At 64.6% G+C, this 8,267-nt stretch carries 5 protein-coding genes and 1 pseudogene; 5 read left to right on the top strand and 1 reads right to left on the bottom strand.

The window, feature by feature from the left end:
• Nucleotides 1-106: 106 nt before the first annotated feature.
• The 4 genes and pseudogenes from FFK22_RS40000 to FFK22_RS39985 all read left to right on the top strand — a co-directional run.
• A pseudogene (locus FFK22_RS40000) lies at nucleotides 107-934 on the top strand (IS256 family transposase); the annotation flags it as partial.
• Between the two features lie 422 nt (nucleotides 935-1,356).
• Nucleotides 1,357-1,977: a hypothetical protein gene (locus FFK22_RS39995; RefSeq protein ID WP_138893467.1), complete on the top strand. Its 621-nt coding sequence runs from the start codon at nucleotides 1,357-1,359 to the stop codon at nucleotides 1,975-1,977.
• Between the two features lie 426 nt (nucleotides 1,978-2,403).
• Entirely contained in the window at nucleotides 2,404-2,730 is a 327-nt protein-coding gene (locus tag FFK22_RS39990) for a hypothetical protein (protein ID WP_138893468.1), read from the top strand.
• A gap of 202 nt (nucleotides 2,731-2,932) precedes the next feature.
• Nucleotides 2,933-3,736, top strand: a complete 804-nt coding sequence (locus FFK22_RS39985; RefSeq protein ID WP_138893469.1) for a hypothetical protein — start codon at nucleotides 2,933-2,935, stop codon at nucleotides 3,734-3,736.
• An 871-nt stretch (nucleotides 3,737-4,607) separates the two neighbouring features.
• Here FFK22_RS39985 and FFK22_RS39980 read toward each other — a convergent pair.
• On the bottom strand, nucleotides 4,608-7,601 hold the full coding sequence (locus FFK22_RS39980) for an NEL-type E3 ubiquitin ligase domain-containing protein (RefSeq protein WP_221939236.1): 2,994 nt from the start codon (nucleotides 7,599-7,601) through the stop codon (nucleotides 4,608-4,610).
• Between the two features lie 298 nt (nucleotides 7,602-7,899).
• Here FFK22_RS39980 and FFK22_RS39975 point away from each other — a divergent pair.
• Nucleotides 7,900-8,267: transposase (locus tag FFK22_RS39975; protein ID WP_186002927.1), on the top strand; the 368-nt coding region annotated here is incomplete at its 3' end.

Here is an 8,267-nt window from a genome sequence, read left to right as displayed (position 1 = left end):
TGGGAGTGGTGTAGGTGACGGCTTCGTCGGCCGGACGGGGTGGTCATCGGCGATTTCCCGGTAGGGTCGGGTTGCGACGACCAACCTGGAACCGAAGGAATCTCCGATGACCGACGAGATGATGAGCCTGCGGGCGCTGGTGGAGAAGACCCCGGACGCGGATCTGCTGCGGGAGATGATCGGCTTCGCCGCCGAGCGGCTGATGGAGCTGGAGGTGAGCGGACTGACCGGCGCGGGCTATGGCGAGAAGAGCGCCGAGCGGCTGGTGCAGCGCAACGGCTATCGCGAGCGGGACTGGCAGACGCGGGCCGGCGCGGTGGAGCTGCGCATCCCCAGGCTCCGCAAGGGTTCGTACTTCCCAGGCTTCCTGGAGCCGCGGCGGATGGCGGAGAAGGCGCTGACGGCGGTGATCCAGGAGGCCTACATCCAGGGCATCTCGACCCGCTCGGTCGACGAACTGGTCAAGGCCATGGGCATGAGCGGGATCTCCCGGAGCCAAGTGAGCCGGCTGTGCGAGGAGATCGACGAGCGCGTGAAGGCTTTCCTTGACCGGCCGATCGAGGGCGACTGGCCGTATCTCTGGGTCGACGCCACCTACGTCAAGGTGCGCCAGGCCGGCCGCATCGTCTCGGTCGCGGTCATCGTCGCCGTCGGCGTCAACACCGACGGCCGCCGCGAGGTGCTCGGCATGGACATCGGCCCGTCCGAGGCCGAGACCTTCTGGGCCGGGTTCCTGCGCCAGCTCGCCCGCCGCGGTCTGCGCGGGGTGAAGCTGGTCATCTCCGACTGCCACGAGGGCATCAAGGCCGCGGTCTCCAAAGTGCTCTGCGCCACCTGGCAGCGCTGCCGGGTGCACTTCATGCGCAACGCCCTCGCTCATGCCGGCAGGAGCGGCCGGCGCGTGGTCTCCGCCTTCGTCGCCACTGCCTTCGCGGTGTCGTCATCGTAGTGGCGGCCTGGATGCTGGATCCGGCCGCATGTGCAGGGATGGCCATCGGCCTGCATCACCTGCTGACCGAACGCGGTTCCAGACGAAGCTTCCCGGACGATCCGATCATCCATCGCCCGCATCGCCGACCATCCAATCAAGCACATCCACGAGCTGCTGCCCTGGAACTGGCAGCCCCACCATCAGCTCGCCACAGTCGCCTGAACCGCCGTCAGCAGATTGCCAGTACCTCAGCCGACAGTCTCACTGAGCTTGTCGAGAGGAGCCGGTCAGGCGCTGGAGCGTAATCAGATCACGGCAGATCCACATACCATGATGCCGCGAATGCATTAGGTTGCCGATGAATTTCCTATTAGGCGGGATGCTGAGCAATCCGCTCGATCTCGACGTCAACGAATGGAAGAGTCATGGCGAAGACCAATTCCCTCCCGGATCTCGATCAGTTCCTCGAAAGCCTTATGATCGAATCGGATGATCCCGCCGACACCACGGACGTGCGCGCGATGTTCCTGCGCTACGCCCGGGCGATCACCTCGGACAGCGAGTTGCGGCTGGACCCGAATGTCGACGAGATCATCCACGACGCCCAGCGCACGGCGATCGTGCTCAAAGCCACCTTCTTCACTGAGATGAGCCTCCGACTCGGTGAACCTCCTGCCGAGGCAAACTCATCCGATGACGATCTTGGCGCATTCCTGGCGGTGCTCGAAGACGGTGATGGCACGACGTGGAAGAAGTCGCAGAAGAACAAGCTGCGCAGGTTCATCAAGGAAGCCCAGGCCGATGGCAAGATAACCGCTGAGGAGATCGTCGATTTCCTGGTCCTCACGGACGGGGTCGGTGAAGACGATGGCCATACGCCCAGGACATCGAGCATCAACGGAGCGCGCCTGCTCTTGCAGGAGCACGGCATTGAACCGACGCCGCCGAGGCTCGAGGCTCTTGCCCTCCGAGCTGATGCCACGACCGACCTCGTGGCACAGGATCACGAGGAGGAGCCTGAGGAAGCCGCAAACAAGGCGGCGTAGCTGGAGGGCCGCAACTCGAGCGTAAGCGCGATCGGAAGCATCGGTCCACTCGAACCGCGGCCTTCGGATCGCACTTACGTTCAAATGGCCATTTTCGCAGCGACGCTCGGCCTACCCCAACGTCGCCCGATATCTGGGATTTTGATCAAATAAATAACAGACTTACCCCATCTTGAATAAAATAGTATCGCCGCAACCCGAAGAAGATCTCGGTATTGGGCGCTGGGGTGATGCCATATGTCTCATGTGAAATAATTCCTTGACTGACAAAACGGTAGCGCTTACAGGCTTTGCATCCACTATTCAGGACGCTGGAATCGATACATCAAATGCAGATAATCGATGTCCATGCATCAGCTGCGCAGTGGCCGCTGATGCCTGAGGTGATACTGCTTTTTATGTGGAAATTCTTGCAGGAGATCAGTCATGAGCAAGCTTGAGCCAAAGGAAGATTATGGATTCGGCGCCACAGTGTCGTTTCCCGCGCCATCGTCATTGGGAACGCCGATGGCGCAGACTGTCGTCCGCGCCGGCGCGAGCCACGCGAAGGCGTGGCTGGATTGGCAGGAGGAACTGGTCGGCTTTGTCAGCAAGCGGCTGCGCGAGGATCTGGACGTTCGCAAAGCGATTGTCGGACAGCCGAACCTGTCCGACGCGATCAAGGTTCAGCAGGATTGGACGACCGCCGCGGCGCGACTATCTCGACGAGGCCAGCAAGCTCGGTACGATCGTCAGCCGGTTCATCCGCGATGAGGCATCGGCATGGTCCGAGGCGGCGCAGTCGCTTCTGGGGCAGAACTCGCCGCAGGGGGACGGCAAGACCGCGCGTGCGTGTGTTGCCGCTGAGTAGGCAGGCGACGTGGACGAAGGAGGCCGCCATGGTGACGACCCAGAGCATCACCTCGACCCCAGTGGATCGGCTGAATGGCCTGCTCGCTTGGGTGTGCCGGAGGTGATGGCGGGCAACGCCATCGAAAAGCGGATGAAGCGCTTTCAGGCCGCCGTGTCGGATCTGCAGAAAAGTTACGGCGATGCCTGCGACCGCCAGACGGATGTGCTGTTCACGACCAACCAGAGGCTTGTCCAATCGCTCCAGGATGCCTGTCGCTCCCGCCACCCACGGTACATCGTCGTCGCCGAGGCAACCATCCTGGCGATCGTCTTGGACGGCATCGAGCGGCAAGCCCAGATCTGGACGGGCCTCACACACGAGGTCCTGGAGCGCTGCGCCGCGCTGGTGAGCGAGCCGGCCGACGAGGGTCACCCACCAGCCGGAGACCAACATGAGACCACGCCGGCGCCGCCGTCAGGGCGGCCGCCTGTCCAGGACGTGAGCGGCCAGGCGCCTGGAAACGGCGCCGCCCATCGCGCCCCTCCGCCGTCCCCGGCTCAGCCGGAGCAGAGCGACCACAGGGGCTCGCGGCGGCCGTCGGCGCGGCCCATGGACGGCCCGCGCCGCCCGAGTGCCGCCGCGTCACGCCCCGTCGATATCACCCCCAATGTCGACCAAGGAGCGGGCAATGCGAAAGCGGCGGACATTGTGCCGGACGCGGATCGGGTTGCAGTCGCATTCGGTCCTGACCGGCAGGCAAGGCCCGCCTTCGGCGTCGCCACCAAGCCGGCGGACCCGGTTGAGCCAGCCGCGTCTCTCGACCTCAGCCCGGCCAGGTCCGCGGATGTGGGCGGCCTCGGCGACCGAGGCCTGGCGGAAGCCTCCGAACTCGAGGCCGACGAGCCAGCGGCTGCCGCCAAAGCCTGACACCCCGGTCGATGCAACACGCCGACATCCCCCGGGAACTCAGCAACAGCCTCGTCTGTGGTCCCTTCTGGGCGACGACCACTTGAATCCTGCCAACCAGGGTACCCCGCGATCCGCGCCCTCCGCTCACATTCGCCCGGCAGAGCCAAGTGCCGGCTCCCGGCGCGGCGGCCACCGAGCTAAACTTCATGATCTTGCACAAGGTCTGCTCGGAGTTCGGATGTTTCCGATTGCGTCTCTAGATCAGCATCTCGAGTCCCGGAGAGATGCCGTAGTCGGGCCCCGGTCGCAAAGGCTGAATCCCTCACCGCCCGAAGGCGGTGGTGTGGGCCCAGAGCGGGGACTATCAGATCTGAAGCTCAAAACAAAATACTACAATACACTATATATTGATTCAGTTTTAATCGAGTAGCCCGACAATCTTCGGGGCATCGCAGTATTTGATGATTCCATTCTTTAGGACTCTCGGCATAGTTGGCATTATCCCTGACAGGATGTCCCAGAAATATTTACTCAGCAGATTATCATTAATGGCGTCGGGAAGATCGAGTGCTCCATATTTTGCATCTTCCGATCCATTGTTTGACGATTTCGGCCTTCTTATCGCTGTCGATAGTATGAATGACCGGTGCAAGCAGCTCCAGCTTGAGAGAAAATCGACTGATCCTGGGCCCGATGCCGCCGCTGTCTTGAAGGAAGCGACGAGCGCATTGATCGCCTCGTCGAGACACTGCTCGGCGAGGAACACCCGATGTCGACCTCGCTCCGCCGTCGCCCAGCTATACGGGTGGAATACGAAGCGTCCCGGCCAATGCCAATTCGACATAAACATATTCGAGCGACCCGCCGCCCGCCGGTGGGCAGCCGCAGCCTACCGCCGCGAACGCAAGGCGGCCAGATCTTCTTTCCGGGTCACCTTGTGCCGCTTGATGGCTTTCTCGGGATCCATCGTTCTGCGGTCGATATCCCGTTCGGCGGCCATACGCCGGAGCTTGTCCCTATCGCGTGTGCTGGTCACGCCATGCCACGCGATGGCGTTCGGCGCGGTCTTGCCGTGGTCGATATCCCATTCGGCAGCCTTCCGACGCACGTCCGCGATGGAAGCGTCGCGGACAACGCCGTTGCGCTCGACAGCCTCCGACGCCGTCATCCCGGTTTTAGTGTCCCGTAGAGCGGCCTTTTTGCCCAGGGTGATGATCTGGTCGTCATCGGTCACGCCATGCCGGGCGATCGCATCCGGCGCCAGCGCACCATTCGCGATGTCGCGATCTGCTCCTGATCGGCGCAGATCGCGATCATCGTCCGGATCGGTCGCGCCGTGACGAGCGATGGCGTCCGGTGCCGGGGTGCCGCCGTCGATGTCCCGGGCGGCTCCCGCCTTGCGCAAACCGCGGTCATCGTCAAGATCGGTGACACCATGACGAGCGATGGCGTCCGGCGCCGACCAACTGCCGTGGGCGATATCTCGGCCGGCAGCGATGCGACGCACGCCTCTGATCGCGACCGCATCGGTCAGGCAATGCTCGGCAATCGCCTCGTCTGCCGTCAAGGAACTCGTGGGGAGTGCCACGTCGGCTTGCGCATTCTCCTGGCGCTGGCTGGCAGTCTCACGCACGAGAGCTTCGTAGCGCCTCCTCAGAGTCGGCGCGGCCAGGGCAACGCTTCTGATGCCGCGGTTGGTCGAGAGGAAATGATGGAGGTCGTAGAATGCCCTGACGGGGTCCGGTTCGTTTGCCACCTGCTCAGTGATGGCCACGATCATTTCCGCCGGCAGGTTGGAGAAGGGGGACGGTTGTGCCTCCGGCCGCGGGAAGGGCGCCCCCTCAGGATTTTGTGACACCAACGCCTCAAGCGAACCGGCATCAGCCTCCGGCCGGGTGGGATGGGCGTCAAGCAGGCTCTCGAGGCCCTTGTCCCGGAGCACCTGGCGCATCAGCCCGCCTTTGATCTCGCGGGCCAGCTCGGCACGGACCTGCGCCCCGAGCTGCCGCTCGGCGTCGGCGTCGCCGGCCAGGCCCACCTCGCCGAGCCGTTGCGCCAGCCGGGCCTGGAAGTCCTCGCCCATCGACTCGACCAGCCGCTTCTGCATCGCCTCATGGGCCTCGGGGGCGATGCGGCTCACCACCGTCTCCCAAGGCTGCCATTTGGTCGCCAGGTAGGCGGCAAACTCTGCCCCCTCCTCCTGCCGTACCTGCATCTCGGCCGCGTCGAGGTCGGCCTCGGTGACGTGAGAGACGCCGAAGAAGCGCATGTCCGGGGCCACCAACCGGAGGTCGAGCCGCTCGCGCAGCTTCACCTGATAGGCGAGATAGACCTCGATCTCGTCGACGAAGCGCAGCGATTGGACCTTTTCCTCGGCGATCCGGTCGAGCGCGTCCAGGCGGAACAGGCGCCGGGCCTCAGGGACGAGCTCGTCCAGCCGGTCGTCATAGGCCCCGGCCTCGACATCGTCGATCAGGCGCGCGGTCTGCATGCCGTTCCAGGTCAGGGTGACCCGGTCCTCGCAGGTCTCGGTCGCGCCGAAGGCCTGGACGAAGAACTTCTGGCGCAGCCGTGGCCGCGCCGCCGCCTGCCGGAGATCCTCGACCACCGCCTGCCGGAACTCGGGGTTGCCAGAGCTCACCGTGCCCCGCAGCCGGTCGAGGAAGCGCGCGTATTCCGGCGCCCCTTCCTCTCCGGCAAAGCCCTGCCACGCCGCCGCCGTCTCCGCATCCTCGCCGAGCCAATCCGCCGCCGCATCGCCCAGCGGACGCACGGCCGTGGTCCCCTGACCCCCGGCCATCGAGAAGTAGACCCGGGGACCGGCATAGCCCGGGGCATTTATCACAGCCGCCAGGTTCGTCCGCACCCGCTCGGAAAGCGGGTTACCCTCCAGGTCTATGGTGCCGCCAGCACCCAGGCGCGTCAGCAGCAGGTCCTCAGGCAGGCTGGTGAGCTGGTTGCGGCCGGCGTAGAGGGTCTGGAGCCCGTCCGGAGCACCCTGGAGGCTGGTGAGCTGGTTGCCGTCGGCGTCGAGGGTGTGGAGCCCGTCCGGAGCGCCCTGGAGGCTGGTGAGCTGGTTGCCGTCGGCGTGGAGGGTGTGGAGCCCGTCCGGAGCGCCCTGGAGGCTGGTGAGCTGGTTGCCGTCGGCGTGGAGGGTGTGGAGCCCGTCCGGAGCGCCCTGGAGGCTGGTGAGCTGGTTGTTGCCAGCGCGGAGGGTGTGGAGCCCGTCCGGAGCGCCCTGGAGGCTGGTGAGCTGGTTGCCGCTGGCGTGGAGGGTGTGGAGCCCGTCCGGAGCGCCCTGGAGGCTGGTGAGCTGGTTGCGGCCGGCGTGGAGGGTGTGGAGCCCGTCCGGAGCGCCCTGGAGGCTGGTGAGCTGGTTGCCGCGGGCGTGGAGGGTGTGGAGCCCGTCCGGGAGGCGGGCGGGCAAGCGCGTGAGGTTCAGGCCTGATAGACTCAGCTCTTCGTCAACATCGCCGGCCGCCACCCAGGCCCTGATCCGTCTTGCCGCCTCTTGCCGGTTCTCGTCTTCGCCCTGACCCTCTTCGGTGGCCCAGGCGTCCAGGACTTGGTCCAACGACTCGTCCTGACCGGCCGAGGCATCGACGCCCATGGGATCGTCAGAGGAACTCGGGTTCTCGGCAGGGCCGGCATCGGAGATCCTGCCGCTGGATGATGTGGCACGGGAACCGGGGACAGCCGGAGGCGCCGAAACTGGAAGCTCAGGCGCCTCCGCGCTCACGGCATCCGGCTCGACATCGCTTTCTGTCGGACTCGGGATAATGCAGCCGCAGAGCTGGCTCAGCCAATGGCCGCAATCCCGCAGAAAGTTGCTGCGCCGTTGCTGCTCGGCCTGACCTGCGTCGGCCATATCTTCGTCCGCCATGCCGTCTCTCGGGGGGTATGGTCAAGGGCTGGTCATCCTACCCCCCCCGCACAGTACCTTCCCATGCGTTATCCGACGCCCGCCATATATCAGGTGGATATCCGCCGACATCCCCAGGCTGTTCGGGTCCCTCGATCCACCATCAGCTGCATCGCCGATGATGCCGTCAAATCGAGTCCTGACCGCCGTTCTCCGATTGTTCTACTCGTTGGCCAGCAATTATCATCCAAAGGCATAGAAAGCGTGATGTAAGCTGGCGTTTATGGGATTCTGGCTGAGGCGAAGCGGAGGTGTCGCGATGCTGGAAAGCGTTCAGGAGACCTTGGGTCGGATCACGACGATCGCGGAGATGATGGAAGCGTTCTCGGACAAGGATCGGTGCCGCCGCCTGATGGAGGAGTTGGTCTGGCCACACGGTCGGATCTGCCCGGCATGCGGCTATCGACGCTCAGCCTCGATCGCCGGTCGCGACCGGGGCAAGAGCAAGCGGCCCGGCCTGTATCAATGCTCCAATGGCCTTTGCCGGCATCAGTTCACGGTCATCATGCGGACGCCGCTGCACTCGACCAAACTGCCGTTGCGCCTCTGGCTTCAGGGGCTGCGGCTGATCCGGCAGTCCGATGTCAATCGGCATCGGAACGGGCCCCCGTATCGGCTTCCAATAGG

This window comes from Mycobacterium sp. KBS0706 (genome assembly GCF_005938675.2).
In the GTDB taxonomy this organism is placed as follows: domain Bacteria; phylum Pseudomonadota; class Alphaproteobacteria; order DSM-16000; family Inquilinaceae; genus Inquilinus.
This window is presented reverse-complemented; position numbering and strand designations above follow the sequence as displayed.

What these genes read in the sequence shown, in the direction of transcription:
- FFK22_RS39995 (WP_138893467.1), top strand. Translation starts at nt 1,357, where the DNA reads ATGGCGAAGACCAATTCCCTCCCGGATCTCGATCAGTTCCTCGAAAGC.
- FFK22_RS39990 (WP_138893468.1), top strand. Translation starts at nt 2,404, where the DNA reads ATGAGCAAGCTTGAGCCAAAGGAAGATTATGGATTCGGCGCCACAGTG.
- FFK22_RS39980 (WP_221939236.1), bottom strand. Translation starts at nt 7,601, where the DNA reads ATGGCGGACGAAGATATGGCCGACGCAGGTCAGGCCGAGCAGCAACGG.
- FFK22_RS39985 (WP_138893469.1), top strand. Translation starts at nt 2,933, where the DNA reads ATGGCGGGCAACGCCATCGAAAAGCGGATGAAGCGCTTTCAGGCCGCC.